Annotated in this window: 18 protein-coding genes and 1 pseudogene; 4 read left to right on the top strand and 15 right to left on the bottom strand. The window is 41.4% G+C overall.

Annotation, left to right across the window (positions count from 1 at the left end; genetic code table 11):
* Window positions 1–57: 57 nt before the first annotated feature.
* Window positions 58–3,171 carry an HsdR family type I site-specific deoxyribonuclease gene (locus L5M49_RS17305; RefSeq protein WP_263266528.1) on the top strand — a complete coding sequence of 1,038 codons (3,114 nt, stop codon included), beginning with the start codon at window positions 58–60 and terminating at the stop codon, window positions 3,169–3,171.
* Window positions 3,172–3,843: 672 nt separating this feature from the next.
* On the opposite strand, the gene L5M49_RS17300 is transcribed toward L5M49_RS17305, so the two are convergent.
* Window positions 3,844–4,299 carry a hypothetical protein gene (locus L5M49_RS17300; protein ID WP_263185309.1) on the bottom strand — a complete coding sequence of 152 codons (456 nt, stop codon included), beginning with the start codon at window positions 4,297–4,299 and terminating at the stop codon, window positions 3,844–3,846.
* Between the two features lie 11 nt (window positions 4,300–4,310).
* Entirely contained in the window at window positions 4,311–9,314 is a 5,004-nt protein-coding gene (locus tag L5M49_RS17295; protein ID WP_263266527.1) for a DEAD/DEAH box helicase family protein, read from the bottom strand.
* Between the two features lie 262 nt (window positions 9,315–9,576).
* On the opposite strand from L5M49_RS17295, the gene L5M49_RS17290 reads away from it, so the two are divergent.
* Together L5M49_RS17290 and L5M49_RS17285 are read left to right on the top strand one after the other, a co-directional pair.
* On the top strand, window positions 9,577–10,671 hold the full coding sequence (locus L5M49_RS17290) for a DNA-binding protein (RefSeq protein ID WP_263266526.1): 1,095 nt from the start codon (window positions 9,577–9,579) through the stop codon (window positions 10,669–10,671).
* 208 nt (window positions 10,672–10,879) lie between these two features.
* Window positions 10,880–11,148, top strand: a pseudogene (locus tag L5M49_RS17285) (transposase); the annotation flags it as partial.
* Between the two features lie 30 nt (window positions 11,149–11,178).
* On the opposite strand, the gene L5M49_RS17280 reads toward L5M49_RS17285, so the two are convergent.
* The 5 genes from L5M49_RS17280 to L5M49_RS17260 all read right to left on the bottom strand — a co-directional run bounded on the left by L5M49_RS17280 (window position 11,179) and on the right by L5M49_RS17260 (window position 16,886).
* The gene (locus tag L5M49_RS17280; RefSeq protein ID WP_263185306.1) at window positions 11,179–12,912 is read right to left on the bottom strand and encodes a phosphoadenosine phosphosulfate reductase family protein; all 1,734 of its coding nucleotides are present in this window, start codon (window positions 12,910–12,912) and stop codon (window positions 11,179–11,181) included.
* A 427-nt stretch (window positions 12,913–13,339) separates the two neighbouring features.
* Window positions 13,340–14,125, bottom strand: coding sequence for a PRTRC system ThiF family protein (locus tag L5M49_RS17275; protein WP_263185305.1), 786 nt, complete (start codon window positions 14,123–14,125; stop codon window positions 13,340–13,342).
* Between the two features lie 47 nt (window positions 14,126–14,172).
* Window positions 14,173–14,613, bottom strand: coding sequence for a hypothetical protein (locus L5M49_RS17270; protein ID WP_263185304.1), 441 nt, complete (start codon window positions 14,611–14,613; stop codon window positions 14,173–14,175).
* Window positions 14,614–15,006: 393 nt separating this feature from the next.
* Entirely contained in the window at window positions 15,007–16,425 is a 1,419-nt protein-coding gene (locus L5M49_RS17265; RefSeq protein ID WP_263266525.1) for a BRCT domain-containing protein, read from the bottom strand.
* A gap of 20 nt (window positions 16,426–16,445) precedes the next feature.
* Window positions 16,446–16,886, bottom strand: coding sequence for a hypothetical protein (locus L5M49_RS17260; RefSeq protein WP_263266524.1), 441 nt, complete (start codon window positions 16,884–16,886; stop codon window positions 16,446–16,448).
* A gap of 147 nt (window positions 16,887–17,033) precedes the next feature.
* On the opposite strand from L5M49_RS17260, the gene L5M49_RS17255 reads away from it, so the two are divergent.
* Window positions 17,034–17,357 (top strand): hypothetical protein, encoded by a 324-nt coding sequence (locus L5M49_RS17255; RefSeq protein ID WP_263202711.1) that lies wholly within the window; start codon window positions 17,034–17,036, stop codon window positions 17,355–17,357.
* A gap of 16 nt (window positions 17,358–17,373) precedes the next feature.
* Here L5M49_RS17255 and L5M49_RS17250 read toward each other — a convergent pair whose 3' ends face one another.
* From L5M49_RS17250 to L5M49_RS17215, 8 genes are all read right to left on the bottom strand, one after another.
* Complete coding sequence (locus L5M49_RS17250; protein ID WP_263185301.1) at window positions 17,374–17,730, bottom strand: hypothetical protein; 357 nt, start codon at window positions 17,728–17,730, stop codon at window positions 17,374–17,376.
* Window positions 17,727–18,035 (bottom strand): hypothetical protein, encoded by a 309-nt coding sequence (locus L5M49_RS17245; RefSeq protein WP_263185300.1) that lies wholly within the window; start codon window positions 18,033–18,035, stop codon window positions 17,727–17,729. The genes L5M49_RS17250 and L5M49_RS17245 overlap by 4 nt, the downstream gene beginning before the upstream one ends.
* Before the next feature lie 2 nt (window positions 18,036–18,037).
* Complete coding sequence (locus L5M49_RS17240; RefSeq protein WP_263185299.1) at window positions 18,038–18,784, bottom strand: PRTRC system protein B; 747 nt, start codon at window positions 18,782–18,784, stop codon at window positions 18,038–18,040.
* Between the two features lie 51 nt (window positions 18,785–18,835).
* A complete protein-coding gene (locus tag L5M49_RS17235; protein ID WP_263202713.1) occupies window positions 18,836–20,062 on the bottom strand; it encodes a hypothetical protein in 1,227 nt (408 codons plus the stop codon).
* Between the two features lie 254 nt (window positions 20,063–20,316).
* Window positions 20,317–20,538, bottom strand: a complete 222-nt coding sequence (locus L5M49_RS17230) for a hypothetical protein (protein WP_263266523.1) — start codon at window positions 20,536–20,538, stop codon at window positions 20,317–20,319.
* Between the two features lie 11 nt (window positions 20,539–20,549).
* A complete protein-coding gene (locus L5M49_RS17225; RefSeq protein ID WP_263266522.1) occupies window positions 20,550–20,900 on the bottom strand; it encodes a hypothetical protein in 351 nt (116 codons plus the stop codon).
* Window positions 20,901–20,993: 93 nt separating this feature from the next.
* The gene (locus tag L5M49_RS17220) at window positions 20,994–22,706 is read right to left on the bottom strand and encodes a PRTRC system ParB family protein (RefSeq protein ID WP_263202716.1); all 1,713 of its coding nucleotides are present in this window, start codon (window positions 22,704–22,706) and stop codon (window positions 20,994–20,996) included.
* An 81-nt stretch (window positions 22,707–22,787) separates the two neighbouring features.
* Complete coding sequence (locus L5M49_RS17215; RefSeq protein WP_263202718.1) at window positions 22,788–23,195, bottom strand: hypothetical protein; 408 nt, start codon at window positions 23,193–23,195, stop codon at window positions 22,788–22,790.
* Window positions 23,196–23,721 lie beyond the last annotated feature (526 nt).

Here is a 23,721-nt window from a genome sequence, read left to right as displayed (position 1 = left end):
GCAGTGGCTGGTTCCATTTTGGAAAACACCACGGCTAACAAAAAAGGATGTAAACGAATGACGACTTATAAAGCGGTGGCAGAATCCAATAACTTTATTGTGTTAGATAAATACACTAAAGAGTGGCAGGTTAACAAAAGCTTTCAAAGCGAAGGTGATTTAGAACGTGAGCTGATTCAGGACCTAAGCAACCAGGGCTATGAGTATTTATCGGCACTAACCACGCCCGATGCCATGCTGGCGAATGTGCGCAAGCAGCTACAAGCCCTTAATAAGGTCGAATTTACCGATGCCGAGTGGACTCGCTTTTGCGAGCAATACCTGAACACACCAAGCGACAATATTCTTGATAAAACTCGCAAAGTGCACAGTGACTATATTTTCGATTTTGTCTTTGATGATGGCCATATAGAAAACATCTACCTGTTTGATAAGAAGACCATTGCTCGTAACAAAGTGCAGGTCATTAAGCAGTTTGAGCAAACGGGAAGCCATGCCAACCGTTACGATGTGACGATTTTGATCAATGGTTTGCCTTTGGTGCAAATCGAACTGAAAAAGCGTGGTGTGGCGATCCGTGAGGCGTTTAATCAAATACATCGCTACAGCAAAGAAAGCTTTAATAGCGATCACTCCTTGTACAAGTTCTTGCAGCTTTTTGTGATCTCTAATGGCACCGACACGCGCTATTTTGCCAATACCACCAAGCGCGACAAAAACAGCTTCGATTTTACGATGAACTGGGCGAAGTCAGACAATACGCTGATCAAGGATTTAAAAGATTTTACCGCCACTTTTTTCCAGAAAGAGACCTTGCTTGAAGTGATCTTGCGTTACTCGGTGTTTGACGTCAGCAATACCTTACTTGTAATGCGCCCTTACCAAATTGCGGCTACTGAGCGCATTTTATGGAAGATAAAGAGCGCGTTTAACGCTAAGAACTGGAGCAGCACCGAGAGCGGTGGGTACATTTGGCACACAACGGGTTCAGGCAAAACACTCACCAGCTTTAAAGCGGCACGTTTGGCCACCGATTTAGACTGTATCGATAAAGTCTTCTTTGTGGTGGACCGAAAAGACCTCGACTATCAGACGATGAAAGAGTATCAGCGGTTCTCGCCTGATAGTGTGAACGGTTCAGACAGTACCGCAGGGCTTAAGAGTAACCTAGATAAAGACGATAACAAGATTGTCGTCACCACAATCCAAAAGCTCAACAACTTAATCAAAAGCGAAAGCGATTTAGCTATATACAACAAGCAGGTTGTCTTTATTTTTGATGAGTGTCATCGAAGCCAGTTCGGTGAAGCGCAGAAAAACCTGAAGAAGAAATTCAAAAAGTACTACCAGTTTGGCTTTACCGGTACGCCAATTTTCCCTGAAAACGCCTTGGGTGCTGAAACCACGGGCAGCGTGTTTGGCCAGCAGTTGCACACGTATGTGATCACCGATGCCATTCGTGATGAAAAAGTACTCAAGTTCAAAGTGGACTATAACGATGTTCGTCCGCAATTTAAGAGCATTGAGACTGAGCAGGATGAAAAGAAGCTTAGTGCCGCGGAGAATAAGAAAGCGTTCTTGCATCCAATGCGCATTCGTGAAATCTCGCAGTATATTCTGAGCCATTTTAACCAGAAAACGCATCGAGCCTATTCTGGTGCCAAAGGGTTTAACGCCATGTTTGCGGTCAGTAGTGTTGATGCGGCGAAAGCCTACTATGAAACCTTCAAAACATTGCAGGCCGAGGCTGAGAATGGACCTACAAGTAAACCTCTGCGCATTGCAACTATCTTCTCATTTGCTGCCAATGAAGAGCAGGACGCCATTGGTGATATTTTAGATGAGAGTTTTGAAGTCAGTGCCATGAACAGCAGCGCAAAAGAGTTTTTGAGCGCCGCGATTAAAGATTACAACGCCATGTTTAAATCTAACTATGGCGTGGACAGTAATGGCTTTCAGAACTACTACCGTGACCTTGCTCAGCGCGTGAAGAATCAAGAAATAGATCTGCTCATAGTGGTGGGGATGTTTTTAACGGGCTTTGATGCGCCTACGCTTAACACCCTGTTTGTTGATAAGAATTTGCGCTATCACGGCTTGATGCAGGCATTTTCTCGCACTAACCGCATTTATGATGCGACGAAGACCTTTGGCAATATTGTTACCTTCCGGGACTTGGAACAGGCAACCATTGATGCAATCACCTTGTTTGGTGACAAAAACACCAAAAACGTGGTGTTGGAGAAGAGCTACAAAGAATACATGGAAGGCTTTAACGATATTGCTACTGGCCAAGCGCGTCGAGGTTTTGTTGATATCGTCAAAGAGCTGCAAGAACGCTTTCCAAACCCAGAAAATATTGAAAAAGAACAAGATAAAAAAGAGTTTGCCAAGCTGTTTGGTGAATACCTAAAAGCAGAAAATATTCTACAAAACTACGATGAGTTTGCTGGATTAAAAGCACTGCAAAGCTTAGATACCAGTGATGAACAAGCTGTTGAAGAGTTTAAGTCAAAGTACTATCTGGACGATGCTGACATCGAGGCAATGCAAACCATCGATATGCCGAGCGAACGTGCTATCCAAGATTATCGCTCTACCTACAACGATACCCGCGACTGGTTGCGACGCGATAAAGAAGGTCAGGATAAAGATAAGTCAACGGTAGACTGGGACGATGTGGTCTTTGAAATTGATTTGCTTAAATCGCAAGAAATCAACCTCGATTACATTCTTGAACTGATTTTTGATCACAATAAGAAGAACAAGAGCAAAGAAGGCTTGATTGAAGAAGTTCGTCGTATGATCCGCGGTAGCCTTGGCAATAGAGCGAAAGAGAGCTTGGTGGTTGATTTTATTAACCAGACAAACCTAGATGAGATCAATGACAAAGCCAGCATTATCGACGCTTTCTTCAAATTCGCCCAGGCGGAGCAGAAGCGCGAAGCCGATGCCATTATTGCCTCTGAAAAGCTCAATATCGATGCTGCCAAACGCTATATTGCGTCATCACTCAAACGTGAGTACGCCTCTGAAAATGGCACAGCACTTAATGAGGCACTGCCCAAACTTAGCCCATTGAACCCACAGTACCGAACCCAGAAGCAAACGGTTTTTCAGAAAATTGCCGCTTTTGTTGAAAAATTCAAAGGTGTGGGTGGGCAGTTGTAGTGATATGAAGAGCTCTTTTCACGTAGTTAATGCTTGATGAAAAGAGCTCGATATTTTTAAATTAGTGCTGTTTTTTTCGAGATAGCAGATATGAATATTCAAATTAGTTTAATTATTATGCATTTTCTGGATAGGTCATTGGCCCACAAATGGAGCTAATAAGTAAAGCTACTAAATGATTTCTGTCCAAAAGTGAGTTTGAAAATGATCAAACTTAATTATGAGAAACTGAAATTCGTCCTCAGATAAATTATCAAACAATAGCGGTATTACCGTTCATGACACCCATAATTTTTATCAAACTTTATTATGGTCGTACAATCATCGTTGATAAGCGTTATTTGTTTCCTATTTGTTTCGATGTTCTGCAACTGCCCTTGCCAATCATCACCTGCTGGTATTTGCAGAGGCGCTCGAATTTGGGGCGTAGTGTCAAATAAAGGGTATTGCATGGGCTCGTCACAATTGATTACTTGGACTTTTAGATTAAGCGCATCCTCAAAACGGGCTACCGAGTAATGCTCTCTTGCCCGGCACTCCTCCTGCCGATTGAGGATCACTGAGTAAGTAGATTGTCACAGAATATTATTGATGAACGGGTAGATATTTATTGTTATAGAAAAACATTGGAAATGCTCGGCGGGAAAACCGTTGTCATTAGTTCTATCTCGGTTACTCGTTAAATTGAATAGTTTTCTTGCATATACTAGCCTGAACAACATCGAATAAGCGTAAATCAGCCAATGTTGATGTAAATAATCCATCAATGACATTAGCATTAGACAAACTAAGATCTTCACGGATAACAGCCAGTGTGTAGCCGTCTTTTTGAATACCGACTATCACGCATTGGGTCAGCTCTGGCCGAACGAACGATACGCGAGCTCTTGCAGGCAAAGGTAAATCCAATTGTTTTTCTACGACAACAGAAACGAAAGGCTCGGATGTGACCGTTTTGATCATAGATAATGCGGTAGAAAGTGATTTGCTCCCGTTGAGCAGCATTTTATTTGCTTTACCCGCTGTATGTTGGCAAACATAAAACTGACCATTACAGTTTAGTAAATCCAACGACCAAGTATTAAGGTAGTCTTTGATTTTGGCGCTAAAATGTTGTGTGAATTTCATCTTTACCTACCTTATGCGGCCACATCAATAATGATTTCATCTTTATTTTCAATGGTTTCTGGCTCGTTTTCTAAATTGCTTATCAATGATTTCAATTCAATCATGCGTTGTTTGCACTCGATCAGTTGATCTAGTTCTTCAAAAGTAGCGTTAATCGCACTTTCGGCTACTTCTAGTGATGCTTGGTTGTTAGTGACATTCGCAGCAAAACGTTCAATATGGCGGTCAACTTGGGTTATGAAACTATTGATAGTCACCAATACTTGCTTACCAAGTGATGAAGGTTTGCTTACGTCAAGATTAAAACGATAGGTAGCAGATCCAGTGACAGAAAGTGTCATAGTGCGGCCAACGGTTGTAACTGCAACCTTGAACCCTGCGAACTCGCCTAAATTCACTTTAGAGTCACGATAAAAACCATTATTAATCGAATCTGCAAGTGGTCTAATCATTGTGTTAATTTCTATCGTAGCCTCTTTGAACGTGTACAAGCAAACATCATGAGCATTACGATAGATAAATGATTCGGGTGTTTGGGCCACATGACATCCGCTGTTTTTATCGAGCAGCAAGGCGGTTACTAATTCTTGGTTACGAGCAAGGTTTGATTGAATGCGTTCAATGTTTAATGTTGCGTCTCGCTGGTTACGGATAAAGGCGTGTCTTTGCGCTTCTAAGCGTTGAATGGTCTTTGTGAGAGTGACCATTTCAAGAACAAGCGGTGATCCGCTAGTCTCTGCCTTTAGCTCTGCAAACGTTAACTCGGCAGATGATAGATCAACGGATTCATTACTAACGATAGTTGATGATGAATTAAAGTCAGATATGAATTTTTGCTTGTTTTCAAGCGTTTGAAAAAGAAAGCAGTCAAGACTATTTCTGGTCGCTATGTAGGTTACATCCAGTGTAAAGGTATCGAGATTTGCAAGGTAAAGCTTGTTTCCTTGGCGAATTCCGCGGCCCAAACGCTGAGTGAGGTCAGCGGGGCGATATGGGGCATCGAGAATCGTTATACCAACTAAGCGTTGGTTAACATTTGCGCCGCATCCTAGCGTATTCGTTGACGCAATAATAACGCGAATGATCCCAGCGTTTAATTTTGCGTACAGTTCTGCTTTTTGTAGCGGGGTTTTGTAGGATTGGGCGTAGGCGATCTCGTTGCCCTTCACGCCAGCACTAATTAGACCATTACGAATATCATCATACACGCAATGACGACCATCGTTATTTGGAACACCGATATCGAGGAACAAGATTTGGGTACCGCTAACATCAGTTGTTGCATGATATTTTTCCGCAGTAATAGCAATAGCGGTTTTGATTTTGTGACCACTTTCGCTTGTGGAGACTGATTTATCTAGCAAGCGCATATCGATTGAGCTTTTCTTGGCATCAGACATGACTAAAAGCATGTTGTCATTATCAATAGGACTAGAGGCAAAACATTTGGCCCGTTTAACCAATGATTTTGAAAAATTTTCTTGTGCCTGTGTAGCATCAACGATGATCTGACGCGCTTTCCCTCCTGTTAATGGTGGAATTGAGCTATAAACCTGACCTTTAAAGGACAGTTTAGGCAAGAATTGCGCTAATTCTCTTTCATTAACAGAATCAGCGATAGTAGACCACAGGGATTTCAATTGAGGTATGTTGTTGAATTTGCGCAAGCGGGTGACAGACTTGAAATCACCGCTTGGCGATACTTCGAAATCACTACTGACAGTGGCATAAATAGAGACAAAATCATCAATTGATTCTATACCTTGTTCTGCAAGCCCTTCCTCGTTGAGATAACGTAAAAACGTGTAAGCCTCTAGTAGCGTATTAGAGATCGGCGTCCCCGTAGAAAAGATAACGCCAAGACCATTTTCATTGTCACGTTTCAACGATTGTATTTTCAAAAACCAGTCGAACGCCCTTTTCGAACCCACAGGATTACCGCAGCCCCTTACATTCGTTAATCTGCTGGATTCATACGCTAGATTTTTGATGTAATGCGCTTCATCCAAAATAAGCAGGTCTACACCTAGATCACTTATTGACAAGCCTTTCTTGCGGTTATCATTGGCGAGTTCTTCTAGTCGCGCTTTTAATTTAGCCTTTTTATTCTCAATGTTTTTAACGGTAAATCGAGCGCCGTTCTCTTTGGTTAGTGAAAATAGTGCTTCTTCTAGCTTGCTGATTTCAGATTCTATTACCATTTGTTCTATGTCTTCATCGACAGGGATAGCAGCAAAAGAGCTCTCGGGGCAGATGATGATCTGACTTCCGGTTTTTAAGCGTAACAATGTTGCATTACGACAAGACGGGCTAAGGTCGTCAGGGTTTAAAACCGTGATTTGGTCTTGTGGGTAAAGTTGTAAGTAACCTGCTGCAAACTGACTCGTTAAGTGGTTTGGCACAACTAAAATAGCGCGTTGTTTAAGTCCTAATCTAAGGCATTCGTGAACGATAGCGCTAATTGTAAAGGTTTTGCCAGCCCCAACTTCGTGCGCGATCAATAAACGTCCTTCGGTGATAGCACGATAAACGGCATTTAATTGGTGCTGGCGTAATGTGATAGCCCTATTTGAATCGGGCAGAGTAATGGTGTTACCCGCCGCCGATAAAGGCGCGTAACGGTTAAATTTCTCGTTGTAAATAGTTGATAGTTTTTCTTGAATATCTAGTCGAGAGAGTAAGAAGCTATCCCACTCCCCTATAATTTTTTCGCCATTAATCTCATTTTCAAGCGAGGCTTGTTTATCGACAACTCGACGGCCATTTTCATCTTTAAACGTAACCTGAGTAGGCTTGCCGTTCATGAGGCAAGGCAGCAAACGACTAAAGCGATATGCAGAATTCGAGCCTAAGCGGGTTTCCAGTTGATACGGTATTCCCAATAACTCTACATTCCATGAACTAGCGGCATAGGCCATGGCTATTTTGGTGTGGCTATGATCTTTTCCATCACATAGAAGCATTACGAATTCTTGATAGACAATCGCTGGAACCCAATTAGCGCCAAGATTGACTTTGATATTTTCAAAAGGCACATCAAGCGGAATAACTGCATCTAAGGCTGACTCATAACGGGCTTTAGTATCCGCGTCATAAGGTAACAATGGAATTTGGCTTAACTTGGTTTTTACATCACCGGATAAGTACACATTTTTAGTCACCCACACTTGAGCATCCAAAAATATTAGCTCGCCGTTAGCACGATTAATAAACTCGTTTGGGGTAATACCAAGCAGATCGGCACAATACTGAATATCGAGTTTACCAAATACGTTCGTCGATGCGATCAACGCATCTTCAACTGAGTCTGCATGAGTAGGCTTAATCCAAGGTGTAAGCACTCGCTGGGTAAAAATCTCGGCCTTTTTGGCGGATGGACTAATAGCGCTCACACCTAGCTTTTTAGCGGCTGATTTGGTCAAGCCAGCGTTATAGCTAACTTCTAGAGATAAGAGGTTATAGTTAGTCGGGTCGAGCTTTGCGACTCGTTGATTAACAGCATCGTGAATAAATCCAAAGGTTTTTACAAATGCATCGTAACGCTGATTCATTTCGCTTCTTAGGCTATCTAGTTCGCTCTGATGGTGATCTGCTTGTTCTGCATCAAGCAGGCTCATTAGTGTGTGTCTAATGCCGCAAAGAGCCGTTAAACGTGCCTTTGCTGTACCTGTGAAATCGGTTATCTGCCAAGTTTCATTAGTAAGTTTGTAGATCTCATTGTCTGAGCCAATCGCAAAAGAGCCCTCTCTTGCTCCGTGAGTTTCATTCATTGATGCCGTAACCGACTTAACCGCTTCTTGGGTTGTAAAGAGGGTTTGACCGTTAAAGGTTAGATTGCTAAATAGGTCAGCTATAGCTTGAATGGTTACAGTTTCAAAATCGCTATCACCGATGCAATGCACGTTATTACCTTGAAAATCATTAAGTACCTGCATTTCACCTTTGATTTTCTCAGGGTTTTCTATGAAATATTGATTGATTTGATAATATTTACCGTTGGCATCTTGCACGTTCACAGCATTTAACCACGCTGCGTTTGTTGACTCGGCCCCTTGTTCAAAAATCAATATGTCAACGGTAGCGTTAGCCCCAGTCGCGACTTCAAACACCTGTTTTGGAAGACGGACAGCGGCTTTCAGGGAAGCATATTTTCCGACCAACTCACGGCTTTTAGATTGCTTGGCATCCATGAAAGCGCGAGAAACGATAGCGACCATCCAACCTTTTTTAGCGAGTAAAGAAACTGATTTAGTGAGAAAATAGTTATGTAGTGACAAGCCGCTAAAGTCTTTGTTGTTACGGTCGAATATTGGCGCTTGTCCAAAGGGCGGGTTATGAAAAATAAGCGACATAGGCTTATTGAAGTTAGCATTCTCAAACCCAGTATTTTGAATTCGTGCCGTTGGATAAAGTTTTTCCAAGATGTTGGCCGATATCTCGTCTTGTTCAACTAGATTTACATCCATTGAACGGTAAAGGGATTCCGGCATAGTGCGGATTAAACCGCCTACCCCTGCTGAGGTATCTAAAAAAGTCCCTGTTTGTAGTCCTGCAGTTTGTAAACCCTTATAAATAGCATGAGAGAGAAAGTCTGGCGTGTAAAAAGATGAAAGTGTTGAAGCTTGGGCTGCGGTCCATTCTTTCGCGGATAGTAAGCCTTTTAACTGCTGGTGGCGCTTAGTCCATTTAGCATCATTAAGATCGAAAACTTTAGCGCAACCACCCCACCCCACATATTTTGCCATGGAGAGTTGTTCTGCATGGGTAGCCTCGGCGTTAACCTCATTTAATGCCTTGAGGGTCTTAATGGCTGCAACGTTTAAGTTATAGCGTGTGACCTCACCAATTTTTGAGACTTGGAAGTGATGAAAAAAATCATTGGCTTGGACCTGAACTCGCAAAGATAACTTTTTGTTCTGTTGTGTTTGCTTAATAAAGCTGTGTAATGCCTCCTCGTCCCCGAAGAAGAACCCTGTTTGCCCGCCAACATACTCAATTGTGCTAACCGCTTCCATCAATCTGACCCTTTCGTTATCGCTTCTAGTTCCTATGAAAACATGGCAATAGAAAGCCGCAACTGAGAGGTTTAAGCATGTATTAGCGAACAAAACTTAAATATGTTCGACAGCATTAAAAAATATAATTATATTTTTCAGTTGATTAGATAAATATCAATGGCTATATATATGTTCGATTTTTGTCGAACAATGTTCGTTGAGAGTTAGGGATGGTTATCTTATAATCAGAACACATTCAGAATTAGTGCGGATAAGTGCCATGAACCAACAGATATCAACAGACGAACAATCACAATCTATCCGTGAACAAGTCTTCAAAATTTGCTATCAGCTTCATTCTCAAAGTATTAAACCCAAAATCCGCACTGTTCTTGATCTGCTTCCAAGTGTTAGCAGCACGTCGACAATTCACAAATATCATAAAGAGTGGCAAGAAGAGCTAAGGGCCAGCAAGGACAAGCTATTTGAGTCATTTGGTTTTAGTACTCAATTTCAAGATGCTTTTTTGACAGAAATTAACCGCTTCCATTCGGAGGCCAAAAATGAGTATGCAGAGAAAATTAGTGAACTGACGGAAGATAGAGACGCCGCAATAGGTAACTTAGAAGCCATTGAGCGTGAAAGAAACGTGCAGAAAACACGCGCTGATAAAGGTGAATCGGAAATTAAGGAGTTACAAGCTGAAATCCATAATCTGACTAGAGAGTTTAAAAATCAGTTAGAACAGCAGGAAAATAGTAAGCTGTCTGCTATCGAGAAGCTACAGCACCAGCTCCAAGAACAAGAGTACAGGTTGATCAATGAAAAGGTGTTGGTGGTTGAGCAACTACAACAACAAATATCAACGTTGACTAGTAACAATAAAGAACTACGGGATGTGTGCGAAACTCAGCGTACCGAACTGGCTAAGGCGCAATTGAAAATTGAAAGTAATGGTGAATTGGTCAGTGATGTAAAAGCAAGAATCAAGGAAATTGAGGGACAGGGCAAGGAAAGGATAACGAAGCTGGAAAATGAACTTGTCGCGTTAAGCAGGGATTTCCAGAAAGAAGCACAGAACTTAGCTGTGGCCAATGAAAAAATTGCTGCCAAAGAAGAAATGTTTGCTGTCACAGTAAGACAATATGAAGCGTTGAGTAAAAATGAAGAAAATATGAGAGCCATGCTTGTTGAGGCAAATAAAACAAATAAAGATCTCTTAATACAGCTGGAGCGCAGCGAAACAGACGAACAAATTGCTCAAAATGAAGTCAGAAGATTAAGCGAAACATTGGGAGAAATGAAAAATATTATAAAAAATAAAGATATAATGATAGATAAGTTAGAAAAAACGCGGCAAAAACCTCAAGATTAGCAATTTTAATGTCCTATAAGCGCAATTAAGAGGAAGCAAATAGATTTGGGTGGCTATCTGTAGCGGATTGCACACATAATCCCTTCGGCGCGATTACATCCGTCAAACTGGGCTCACATTAATTGGCAATAAGCAGATCCGCCGACTCAGATTAATTGCCAATAAGCTAAATACAGCTTAAACAGAAGATTTAATGGCCTCCAAGTAGGCGCTGATATCGATGTATTTCAAATACATCGACTATGTTTGCAGCACCATTTACACAACTAATGCGATTGAAGCGGTACATAGGCAATTCAGAAGGTTAACTAAACCAAAGGTGGTTTTGCTAACGAGAACAGTTTATTCAAGCTGCTTTACGCGATTATATTGAAGACCTCTGAGTGCAGGACCAACCCCATTCAAAACTGGAGTTTGACGCTATCACAGCTCTCAATCCATTTTGAGGGGCGTTTAGAAAACCATATTGGTCTGTGAAATTAAACTGACACAGAATTATGAACAGCCTCAAAACAAGGTCTGTTGAGGGTTATCTTCAGCAACTCGAGAGGCAATCTCTAAATGCATTTGGCGCTCTGATACTGACAGCAACATGATTGCGTCAGGTATTGATACATCCAACGTTGCTCGTAAGCTATTTAAGGCTTGAGCTCTTCGCGCATCATCGTGAACACGCCCAATAGTGCCTTTAGCGACAGTTACAACGCCGGATTCAAGCAAATGTTTTAGCATAACCGTGGGGCATTTCGCTGTTAAGTGGCCATCTTCCACAAGTTCTATATAGAAATCTTCGACAAATACCATCGCTTTTGCATCGGCGGTCACGACATCGAATGATGGTGACTCGGTATAGCGAATAACTCTATGTGACTCGCCGTTTTTTTTAAACATTCTGGTAAGGGATTTGAATTTACCATCAAGCCCATCGTCGTCCAATCCCACTGGCTGATTACTTTCTACGAATTTTATTAACGGAAAATAGCGGTACTCTGGGGTAGGTGTTTGCCCAGTGTAAGTTGTTTCGGGGATGAAATGCCGTACACCTTCATTTACTACTTCATGCCAGATTTTCAGGGCCATGCCGGGTTCTGGCTCTCCCCCTTCTCTACTCCAGTGATATTGAATGGCTAATAGTTCACGATAATCAATCAAATCAATAATATGATTACCATTAAGTTCGTATGCGTCAGCTTGAATCGAAAGCACGTATCGCAGGAGATTCATGCGATACGTGAGGTTGTATTGATTCAGCCCTACTTTTATATAACCCTCATTTGTCAGCTTACGGCCAAGGGTGCTTCGATGGTTATAATCAAATAGAGTGTTAAGCATATATGTACGGAGTTCGTTGAGAGGCTTCATAAATCCGTATGTCTTTGGATCAATACTTATCTGATTTTCAAGTGAAGTATCTCGTTTTGTTTGGCAGCACAGAAAGCAGCCATGTCTCGCCCCGCATTTTTTAGCAGCAGCGTTGATCGACTTGCCTGCAAATAAATCACACACTCCGCCGTTTCCGGCAGAATAGTGTTTTTTCAACTGGTCGAAATGGTCAGAGTAACTTTCTATATCACCATCATCGATATTAGAGAACAACTGCCACACATCGTTGAGAGTCCAATTTTTTATTGGTGCCATAGTCCAGCCAAGTTCACTCATTACGGGTGCGAACTCAGTTTCATGCCGTTTTGCTAGGCTCGCAGCCCTCTTTAAACTTTCATCATCACGCGAACCCGATACTGAGCATATTTTTTCAGTTTGATGTTTTTTTACTAAATCGGTTAGAAATGTTTTGAGGGGCATAATTTTCCATGAGTATGCGCAATCTCGCGACTTTGAGGACGTTTCTGGGGTTCTCAGTAGTTTTCCTCGGCCAATGTACTCAACGAGTGGTTGAGAGCTAAGAGCAGGTTTGAGTACCCGGCATTCGATGGGAAGGTCATTTTCGATGGCATACGCATATATATCTTCATGCAACGTAAGCATGTAGTCATGAAGCACTACATTTTCAATAGTCGTATCAGTAGTAACAACATAAAGCGGGCCAACATCGGCATTCATCGCCCGAGCGCGTTTAAGCCCCTCAATTACACATACTGAGGTCGCAATGCTGTCTTTGCCTGAAAGTCCTAACACTACACGCCAACCATCGAGGAATAGCTTTTGGACGCGAGCAACGGTTGTCTCGTATTTGCCATGATCATGGCTGGATAGATATTGATATTCGATGGCGGTGTTCATAAATCTCGATGCGGTAACTGATTGACGAATTAATCATTGCACTCTTCTATCAAGGCGCAACCAGCCGAAAATGTTAAGCCGTATAAAATTTATAAATGAAAGGAATAGCACAAGTAAGAATATCAATTTCAGGACATTGCTTCGCAGTGACACACATAACCACAAGGATGTTCAGGATATGTGGACATTACTCCGCAAATGCCACACGTACCCTGAACAAAGAAAGGAAAATATGTAATTTTTAGATACAAAGCAAAAAAACAGGCTCATTTGGTAGATAATCTACTAGGGCTTTGTCTAAGGCAGCTCCCACCGCTTGTTTAGCGGGTTCATTACCACTTTTATTACTATGCAAAGTCAGAGTAGCCAAAGTCTATAGCGCCTCATTCTGCGGCCTTGTGAGCCATTTCTATTTGAAGGTTTGTGTTCATTGTTCAACCACATAACCGTAAACAGCCCAAAGTTGTGGATCAATCTTCATTGGTTGCACAGTCGCGGAAGCTACATCAACGAATGCGCCATGATGTGACACCTTGGCGTATCGCACTAATTGCCAAATTAATTGTGTTGCTTGTGCTGAAACGGCTCGGTTTACACCAAAGTCCTGCTTTTGTAATGCCATTTCGGTTGAGCATGAAGGGGTATCTTCGCTTGTGTCATCGACCTGTTCTAAGGCTGATGAATAAAGATCGTAAACATTCGGAAGTCTGATACCGTTGCTGTTAATCATTTTATAAGCGTGACCAAGAATGATTTGTCCATCGTTTTTTCCGTTTCCTACGTCTAGCCACAACAAGTCAGATTTAGCATTAGACTTGTTGAATATGTTACCTAGTTCGACTCTAAATTTAGCTCTATCTACTGCGGTAATCACTATATCCGTATTAACGAAGTCTTTAAGTTTGGGATCTAAATATTGGGGAATAGACTTCCAGTTTGTACCTCCAAAATTGTTAAAGCGATTAATAAGCACATCAGCTTTGTTGAAACCCACATCACCAAGATAGAAGCACTGACGCCCCACATTAAAGATGGACACATCATCCCCATCCACAAGCGTTAAGTTAATGTAGATTTCTTGATTTGATACCTGCCGAAATAGCGCATCCATCTGAAATAACTCAGTAGCAATTTGAGAACCAGACCCCCCTGCCCCAATTAACAAGATATTGATTGGTCGATTGAGCATGTTTTGAGGAATAAAGAAGTCCATTGGTTTGTGCCTTTTTCTTGTGTAGATAAGTTCACAATATGCCAAGTCTAATAATCGGCAACTGGTGATATGGATAACTCAATTTCAGTCCAGTTGGATGATGCAGTTTTCCATAATTCTGAAGGGGTTAGTTGAACCCTGCCTATAAAGGTAAGCCAATATGCAATTTGAAAAATGATATTAATTGACACATTTTTTTCGGAAATGATCTTGATTTCCGTCTCCACGAAATTAGCGTTGTTTTTCAAGACCAACGCAAAGAGTAATTTCTTGAATTTGGCATTATTGAGTAGAGGGGATTTGAGCTTTATTACGTAGTCATTATCATTTTTTTTACAGGTCTTAAGCAATTCTCCGAATGCCCGAATTGCACTTATAAGGTTTTTAGAAGAACCACTAAAATGAGGGGTGATTGTTGAGTCGTGAATTCCGAAAGTGAGCTTGGAATTATCCGAAAAACTCTTTAATTGCCAAAGTTGCTTATTCATCGTGTATAAGCCCCATAAATAGGAAATTAAAAACATAACCATGGATATAGTAAGCAATACGTTTGGGTAAATGAAGACCTCCGCATTAACAAAAACTAGCGTGATCAATAACGACAGTAGGCTCAAAGAGAATGACACTAATTTGATGCGGTCAATAATGTTGGGCATACGATCCACCCTAAGCAGATATTTACTTGAAATGTAAAGATTAAATAAATAAATCAATATAATAACTGGGAATAGGCTTAACTTGGCGTCTACGTCAAAAATCAACGAAGCAATACAGCAGATGGTCAATGTGATAGACGCATTTTTAAGATTGAACGGCATGATTTACCTCAAAATAAGTGCCCCACAAACAGCTTTGTAGGGAGCTTCATTAATAATATACAATTATGCAGCTATCATGTTCCGATATTCAGATTCAGTAATTATTTTAACGCCTTTATCCGTTGCGGCTTTCAGTTTTGTTTGACCTACATTTTGCCCGATAACCAGATAATTTGTGTTTTTACCAACGCTGGATTGCACGTTCGCCCCGAGTTTTTCTGCATTCGCGCTCATATCATCCCGGTTGCTTTCCATTTTGCCTGTGAATACAAGATTCAAGCCAATTAGAGGCAAAGCTCCATTTTTCGAGGCTTCAGCGGTAGAAGGAATAATGGAATCAGTCACGTTAAGCACGTTTGTTATGAATGCTAACTGACTGGCATTTTGCTGTATTCCGTTGCAGATGGATACCGATGTGGCGTCACCAAAGCCCTCTATGGCTTTTAATTGCTGGCTGCTTAGTTCACGGATATCGGCCAAGCGCACATGCTTTAAAATACGCTTGCTGGAGCCTCTACCGCAGGCGTGAATACCAATTGATGCAAGTACAAGATAATCGGGGACAGGCGTTGCTTTAATGCGATTAATCTCTGCGATCAGGTTAGCCGCTTGCCCTGCCCCAAAGCCACAAGTTAATAGGCATTGCTCGGTCATTGAGTAAACGGAAACAATCGTGTTAAAACCTCCTTCTACAATTTTACGTACTGATTGTCGACCGAATAGATCTGCTTGCACTAACTGAAAGTGATATTCAATCGAGCTGACTTGGCGCTCAGTGCAGTTATCATTCGTGCATACTATGAAGTCATTTTTCCATACCACATGTGTTTTGCAGCAAGGGCATTCTGTTGGTATCTCAGCTACAACATTTGAGATCACAGATTTGGCAGATGGGATGATTTCACCAGATCTTACCACCTCTAGCAAAGCCCCCTTCCCTATTCCGTTAGCTTGAACATATCCTGCGTGATGGCCAGAGAGCTTGCTGATTGTCGCTCCACTGATCCAAGTTGGTACAATCTGGATAACAGGGGTGATTTTGTTTCGCCCAACCTGCCATTCGATACCAATTACCTCTACTTCTGCGGTTTCACCAACTGACTTTCGAGCGATTTGCCACAAATGATGATGATTGTTGTGACCTAATTTTTGCTTAACGGCTTCGTTTGTAACTTCGATAACGGTGCCATCGGTTAAATAAGGTGAGCCATTTCGCGCTTGGTCACAATATGAGTCTAAATTATTAATAAGTTCGCTGCCGGTTACAGATGGGCAGTCGATGGAGTCAAAGAACGCTAAATGTATCGCCCCGTCTTTTAACGCATTTAAACCAATATCGCTTAAAGTGTTACTGTTAGCGAGTCCTGCGACAAAGTTACGTGGGTGAGCAAACCCCTTAGCTTTGAGTACCTTTTCAAAATAGTCTTGCATCACAACCACCTCACCGATGTTGTTTTTATTGCTATCACCGACTAACTTCAAACCGTTTCGATACAAGTGAGTTATGCTGTTACCTTCGAACCCGTCCCCCGCGAATAAATTTCTTCATCGGCGCTAATATAAGATGCCGCTAGACCGTCTAGCTTAGGGCTGACTCGATAGAGAAGTTCATCAGTGATCCCAAGTGCATCAGCCGCGTTCTTGCAGCGTTCGACGAAAGACTGGATATCATGTTGTTCATAGGCTTTTTGAGTCGAAAGCATTGGTTTGGTATGTTTGTAGCGGCCATTGCTACTAACTGCATTGAATGCTTCAGGTTGCACTTTGGTGATCAATGGATGTTCAGGCAAACGAGCTTTTAAGGCTGGCATATAGATGAAATCAAATGCCGCATCGGAGATCACAGGCGTACCTGCTCTATATTGGTCATTAAAATAGAACATCAATTGAGAAAGCTGATCGTTAGAGAGTAATGTTGTTGGAGTTGAAATTAGATTTTTCATATTGAGATACCTTTGTTTTTCAGAGACACCCAAATATTCGCACCTTCTCAATAACGCGCCACCACAGTGGACTGAGGATACATTAGTATAAATTCTGTTTTTAATATGATAGATATAGAATTTTACGAATGAGCAAGCAGGTTGGAAATGGATAGACTGGACGAGGTGAAACAATACGTTTTAGCTAATGTAGATGACATTGCGGATACGCAGGCGCATTTAAAATATCAACGAACCGGCTGTGAGCATAAATTTATACGGCTTTTAATCAACATTGATCTACGCGAGTACAGCATAATTAGCCTAGAGGATAGTGATATTGGCTATCACAGCACAGAATTTGGCGAAATGCTCACTAAATGCAGCTGCACCCACTTATCGTACATCCCTGACTTTCAATTGATAAATTTTGTGCCTGGATGGGAACACACAGCCGCATTAAGTTTTTTAACTTGGATACAAGAAAGATAATTCATAATCGATGTCACTACTTAACAATTGGATAGCTTTCACTGAACCGCATTAGGTCATCGATTGTTAATTTCTTATTGAAGTGCGCTTTTCGCCAGTGAACGTAAGGTAGTGTATTTGGGAAGAACGTATTAACACCTCCCCCAAGCCAAGTATAAAGTTGCTGAACATTATTGAATCTAGCCGAGCTATTAAACCCCAATTCTGGGTGTAATCGAATCCCTTTAAACTCATAGCGTAACGCTGGTGGAATTGTTTCGATTAAATCCCGCAATGGTGTTGCAATGGTGGGCTTGTAAGGTGGCGTCTTACCGAGTTTAAATGCTTCAAATGCTTTCGGGTTTCTCATTAAAAATGACACTAAGTTATTCATAATGGCCTCTTATTGTTTAGGGCATTTCGCAATTGATTAAACCAGCATAGTGTTTGTGTGTGTGAAGGAGCTTTAACCCAATCAAAGATGAGCATGTTGGCATATAGAGGATGCACACGCTCACGCCTTGCCAGTAATGCCAGATGGAATAGTGCTTCGATCAAAAGATAGTCGGGTGAACCCTCAAGCCATTTGTCTGCAATAGTCATGTATTCTTTCTCAAGTAATACATATTTAAATGCAAGGTTAGCGACTGTGAGTTGCGAAAGGTTTTGGGCAGTATCAACAACTTCTTGTGAGCACATGATTAACATCCTCTCAAGATTTGCCCGACCGTGGACTTGATTGGCATAAGTTCAGAAGTAAGTATTCGTTGACCAGACTTTTCTTTTTGACGATAGAATACTTCAATGTTGACGGGCTTGCGCGTTAATTGATTGTGGTTAGGGTGGGTAAATTTAGAACCAAAAAATTCTTTCTCCACCACTTCAATAATATTGCCTGACATTTGTTGAGGAATTTTCATCGTTCCAAGACACACGCTTCCATTCTGATAAATGTTCATCAATGGCGCGTGGTAGAGTTTTGTGTTGGTATTAGGTCGTTTATTAGAAGCAAGTGCAAAAACTGATAAAGAAGCGATACCATTGCCAATAGCGGGTTTGTAAACGTACAGCAAAGGTGGAAGTGTCACTAGAACACTCGACTTTGTTAAAAAGAGGGTCTGCTCTTTTCTTGGTGTATACCAAGCTAGTATTTTTGAGTTTTGAGCAATAATGTGTGGCTCAATGAAGTCGGCAAAAGCATTCAGGTTATTCGATTCATTGCGACTTTGCATATCCGTTACCGCTTCTGCTAAGTCATCAATTGAAATCACATCCCCCAACAACAGTTTGCCGTCATTGATTTTGTGGCGAGTAATACAGGTTCGTGAGCCCGTATTATTTCCGTGGATCACAATTGCCAACTGACTGCGGATTTCTTTTTCATCACCGAGGTTTGCTTGTATGAATTGCTCTACAAGAGAAGTTGGTGAAGTCATTTCAATATTCATAGCGCCATACCTAATGTAACTAAAGAGATAGAACTAGGTTAAAGCAAGCACCTAATCGCGCAACTCAATGACCGCCATGATTAAGCTCTTGAGGCAAGTCGTAATGGCGTAGTTATTAAAGTATTGAATAATGTCATGATCAAAGTTCATGTTTAATACGGCCAGTTCACCCATTGCGTAGAAGCGTTCCATTGCGTTTTCTATTGACCAAATTTCTGCTGGATGGTTGTATGAATAGAAAAATTGACTTGATGTATCAACGTCAGACGCTTCTTCAAACGGGTATATGGTAGGCGTGATATGTTGTTCAAAATAGGAAAACACATTGTTTAATGGTGTCAATTCAGGATATTTCTTTGACAATGATTTACTTTGCTCCTGCAATGTTGATAGTTTGACTTTTGAATGCTCATTGATTTCATCAACAAACCTGTTCATATATTCACAATCTAAAATGGAGTCAACGCCATAATCGTTCAGATAGTCGATCATTTCTCCGTCATTTATTTTTAGATCTATACACATCTGTTCTGTGTCTATTTCATCACTGCTGTTAAAACCTTTAGCATTGAAATAGTCCATAATGCTTTTAATCGTGCATTCATCCCATATTTCTTCGAGTAACCAATTATTGTCCGATTCGTGTAGGTAGGCTGTAGGACATTCAAATTGGTGAGGCATGATTTTTTCCACAAGTCCCACTAGGCAACTTTTTAAGTGCGGATCAAACGCATACTTTTGAACGTCGAATTGACTATTAACTGCGTCCCTGAAAGTGACTTTTACCGCAAAATCGAATTGATAATGTGTCCCTACAGCTTCGGGGTCGCTTAAAGATAACGATAAATCCATAACTTTTTCATAGAAACCAAGTATACCATCGTAACTCTCCAGCATATTTCGCTGTAAATCTGGATTATCTTTAAGCGAGTCGATGACCAGTAGGCGTATGTTGTTTTTATGGAGATTGATTATTTCAGATACTTGAGTCGTAAAACTACTCCAATAGTCTTTGGCCAGCAAATTTGAGATTGCTTCAATTTGCTTAATGTTATCTTGCTCATTCACAGCAAGCATTACTTGCTCTTGGCTCAGATAGCCCATTTTCAGACCATGCGAAAGAATGGAGACGATGTTATTAATATTGCGGTCAAATACGCTATAGCGATGGTTAAGGGTAATGAGTGCATCATGGGGGGGGGGGGGTACAGTTGCCCCGTTCATGGCAGAATACCAAATCTTCGACATGCTAGATAATGTTGGCGGGTTAAGACTCATTGTGTTGACCTTGTACGCTTAATCGGCTGATATGAACAAAGTACAACTGACTCAAAAACGCGCTACTGAAAAAAAGCGCCTCGAAAGGCGCTAAAAGTGTTGGGGGTTATCCAAGAGGGGGAATATCTCGGGATTCGACCAGTTGAGGAGAGCTAGGAATATTATTCAATCTTTGTATGAGTAGAACAGGCTTCGACTGTTTAACCTCTTTGCTTATTGCCGCTGCCCATTGAGTTAATTTTTCATCCATAACACTAGCCTTTAGTTTTGACAGGGATAAGTTGAAATTCGTAAAAAAGTTCTGTTCCAGCTTCATTTAACTGACCGTCCTCTAAATAGAGGCGGGTGTGGCGGATCATTGGGAACTGTTGAGTTAATATCCGCTGTACTTCTTCTAAATCAGCGTTAGGGGCTGGATCAGTAATTGTTGCAGCACCGATTTTAAATGTTCTTGGCAACGTGTTCATCTTCAACATGCTATTACTCCTTATAGAGATTCTTTATCATCTTCAAACTCTAAATCGACCCAATTCCCGTCATCGTCAGGCTGCGCGTTTGTAGCCACATCATCAGTAGCTTCTCGTTGTGGTTGAGATTTGATGTTGTTGCTTTTCTCTGCCAAGTTAAACAACTCGTTGGTTAGCATCATGTCAATGTCGGCTAGACTCCCCATCATTACAATTGGAGTGCGAAGTAAGTCGGCTAGGTCGCCTGTTGCAGCCGCATTAATCTGAGAAGTTAGGATTACTCTAGCTTTGTTATCAGCCGTAAACTGGATTGAGAAGTTGATGCGCTCAGCACCACCGATTGTTTTTAATTGATTGAGTTGGTTAAGCATAGTGACCTCAAAAATGGATTTGGTTTAGATAAATTAATCATGCCGTAAGTCGGCAAACGGGCAACTCACCCGCCCGTCTGCCTGTGGCCGCACTTACTTGATCAACGCAATATATTCATCAGGCGCAAACCCAGACCAATCAAATTCTGCTGCGAGAATTGTCTCAACAAATTTGGCTTTACCTGCATTAGAAGCTGTCGTGAAGCTTCCCTCTTTTTTGCTATCCATTGCCTTATCAACGCCAGCTTTGATACATAACGCTGAAAGTGAGCCAATTGTGTATTCAGATAAGTTCTCTTTCGTTGGAATCCACTTAGCTACGGCTACCGCTTTTGCGTCTGTAGCAAAGGTGATGTTATCAATCATCATGTTAGTCATATTGATTGTTTGATCTGATTCCTTTGATGCCAAATGAAGCGTGATGTTTTGGATCTCAGATTTCAAGTCGCAGACATTCAACCGTAAAGCGGCTTTAAATGTGTCCTCGAAGCGGCAAGGGTTAGATAGCTCTTTGTTTATCGCTTTATAGTTAGAGGAGAGTCTCTTTAGGGCTGCATAGGTCATAGCAAGCTGGAAGCACTCTTGCGGCATTAGTAAATCAACAGAAGTCTGTCTCAGCATGGCTTTATTGGTTTCAATTACTTTCTTAGGAACAACACAGTTAACTTCTTTTTTAGCTTCTTTTGGCATTTTCGCTTTATTTTGTGCGACCACTACAGATTCAGAGGTATCACCTTGCTCATTTTCAAGCGGAGCAACCAATGATTCATCTTCTTTCTCGGTCACGACAGGTTGCGTCAATGCTTTAACACATTTAGAAAAACACAGGTTGTCGATGCACTGGTTTTCATAGGTTGTCCCTAACGCTCGGCCTAGTCGGTCATCTACAAGAACAACACGCTTCTCACAGGCTTGGCATCCTGTAGTAAATTGTTCTTCACCAACGGTAATCGCATCAACGGTATTACGGTCATTCTCATTGATCTGTTGGACGAGCAGGACTGTACCGTATTGATCTGCTAGCTCCGCTTTTCTTACTTCAAGCCATTCTGCTGTTTTTTCTTTAAAGCAATTTATATTTGAACATGCGGCTTTGTGGTCATCCAGACCAAACAAGCCTGATTGTGCGGCACTGTTATGAGGGCAAGTATTGCAAGCCGCTGTGTCAAATTTTGCTAGGTTTAAATATTGCTGCCCCTTAGATGCGCGTTCACGTAAATATGTGACCGTCCATTTTTCATCAATGATTTTCATTAACGTGCCTTTCTGCAACTTGGTTGAGAAGGGGGCTAATAACAGTGCGTGTCCCACAGTGATAGAACCATCTAAAACAGCATCCAACACTTCTTCGCAACACTTTAATATTTCAACCCGTTCATTAACTTTTCTCATTGTCCAAGATAAACGGTCAGCTATGGCCTGACGATCACCGTTATAAAACGCGCTGAGTTGTTGAACAGCCTTACATTCGTCAACTAAATTCAAATCCTCACGATTTAAATTTTCTTCAATTTGATGTTCAAGGGCTTCTGCATCCGAAAGAAGTTTAACCAATACTGGAATTTCTGTTAATCCAAGTTCTTTACTGGCAATAAAGCGACCTTCACCCGCCACAAGTTCAAAGCGGTCATCGGCTGGACGAACAAGCACAGGCTGAATAACGCCACGTATGCGAATGCTTTCCTTTAGCTCAGAGAATTTATTGTCATTACGTGAGCGTCTGCTATTACCAAAGGGGAGGGCGTCAATCCTGCTAATCGGCAGCATGGTGTTGTGTGTTGCTGTGTTTTGGATTGTTGCATTCATATAGTCACCTGTTAAATTGAGTTGTGTCGTTTCAATGTGATTAGATTCGCATGGTGTGAGAATCGAGCAACTGCCTATCATCTATGGGGTGGCATAGGCTTTTCCATGTTGAAGAATAACTTTGGTGGCAGTGGCAGTGGTAATGGGCTGTTGATTGGTTATGAATGCAAAGGTTGAATTTAAAAATGGGTTGTAAGTAATAGCTGAAAGCCTACCTAGAGCAGAATCATTGTGACACTTAAACGATGTCAATATCCCGATAGCAAATGCGTGGACATTGCGATTTCCTTCACGACAAGCACGAATCCTTGATGCCTCGGAAACGACAAACAGAACATCATGCAAGGTGACACACTCAGCATGTGCCACAATTTTGCCCTTAAACTCACCATTGACAGCAATTAAGCTGAACATCTTATTATTTAAGTTGCGGTAAACTTTATAACAGTCGCCTAAGTTAACAGTGCGTTCACGATAGGGGCTATACATGGCGGTTTATTCTGTCTTCAAGTTGGAAATAGTTAAATTTCAACTTGAACACGATCTCATTAATTATTTTAATTTCTTTATTGATAGCCAGTTTATCGGCTAGTGTAGGCGCAGTAATTGCCTTTTTTCGTAAAGATTTTGCTTTGCGGTTGAAAGTTTCAATGGTTTTGTCGATGTCTATAACCGATTTAAAGGTTGATATGATGTGGTCGTAATCCATAAAAGGTGCTCTTTGGTAAATAAGTTCAGCGTATTATTGCTCTCATTGAAAATTGCGCGACCAAATAACAAGGCGAGAGAAGGGCGTCTCCTTTTCGATTGTTGCAGTTCAACAACCAGTTTTGGTTGCATCAAAGTGGCATTCCATCTGTGACGGTGACGTAAAAACCTTGCGAAAATCGGGGCGAATCTTTTGGAGTGGTATCGCTATAAAGCTATAAAATACATGGTTTTACGGTTGTATTTTGCTTTGCGAATTTTTTGCATTTTTAGGTGTTTATTCAAGAGTTTTACTAACTGTGTTTAT

It is taken from the genome of Shewanella sp. SM74, from assembly GCF_025653725.1.
GTDB lineage: Bacteria > Pseudomonadota > Gammaproteobacteria > Enterobacterales > Shewanellaceae > Shewanella > Shewanella oncorhynchi.
Note: the sequence above shows the minus strand (reverse complement) of the source record. Positions and strands in the feature narration are given on the sequence as shown.